The following is a 601-nucleotide window of genomic DNA, read 5'->3' on the forward strand; positions in this document are numbered from 1 at the left end:
GTTACCGTGAGCTGCAGGAGATGCTNGCTGAACGNGGAGTGAATGTCGATCACTCCACGATTTACCGCTGGGTTCAGCGTTATGCGCCTGAAATGGAAAAACGGCTGCGCTGGTACTGGCGTAACCCTTCCGATCTTTGCCCGTGGCACATGGATGAAACCTACGTGAAGGTCAATGGCCGCTGGGCGTATCTGTACCGGGCCGTCGACAGCCGGGGCCNCACTGTCGATTTTTATCTCTCCTCCCGTCGTAACAGCAAAGCTGCATACCGGTTTCTGGGTAAAATCCTCAACAACGTGAAGAAGTGGCAGATCCCGCGATTCATCAACACGGATAAAGCGCCCGCCTATGGTCGCGCGCTTGCTCTGCTCAAACGCGAAGGCCGGTGCCCGTCTGACGTTGAACACCGACAGATTAAGTACCGGAACAACGTGATTGAATGCGATCATGGCAAACTGAAACGGATAATCGGCGCCACGCTGGGATTTAAATCCATGAAGACGGCTTACGCCACCATCAAAGGTATTGAGGTGATGCGTGCACTACGCAAAGGCCAGGCCTCAGCATTTTATTATGGTGATCCCCTGGGCGAAATGCGCCT

General features: G+C 54.2%; 1 protein-coding gene. It reads left to right on the top strand.

From position 1 onward, the window contains the following. Window positions 1-601 (top strand): IS6-like element IS26 family transposase (locus tag VZP09_RS24940; RefSeq protein ID WP_328795526.1); only part of this gene is annotated, 601 nt, incomplete at both ends.

The organism is Klebsiella sp. EMBS2024, from assembly GCF_036233805.1.
Classification (GTDB): domain Bacteria; phylum Pseudomonadota; class Gammaproteobacteria; order Enterobacterales; family Enterobacteriaceae; genus Klebsiella; species Klebsiella pneumoniae.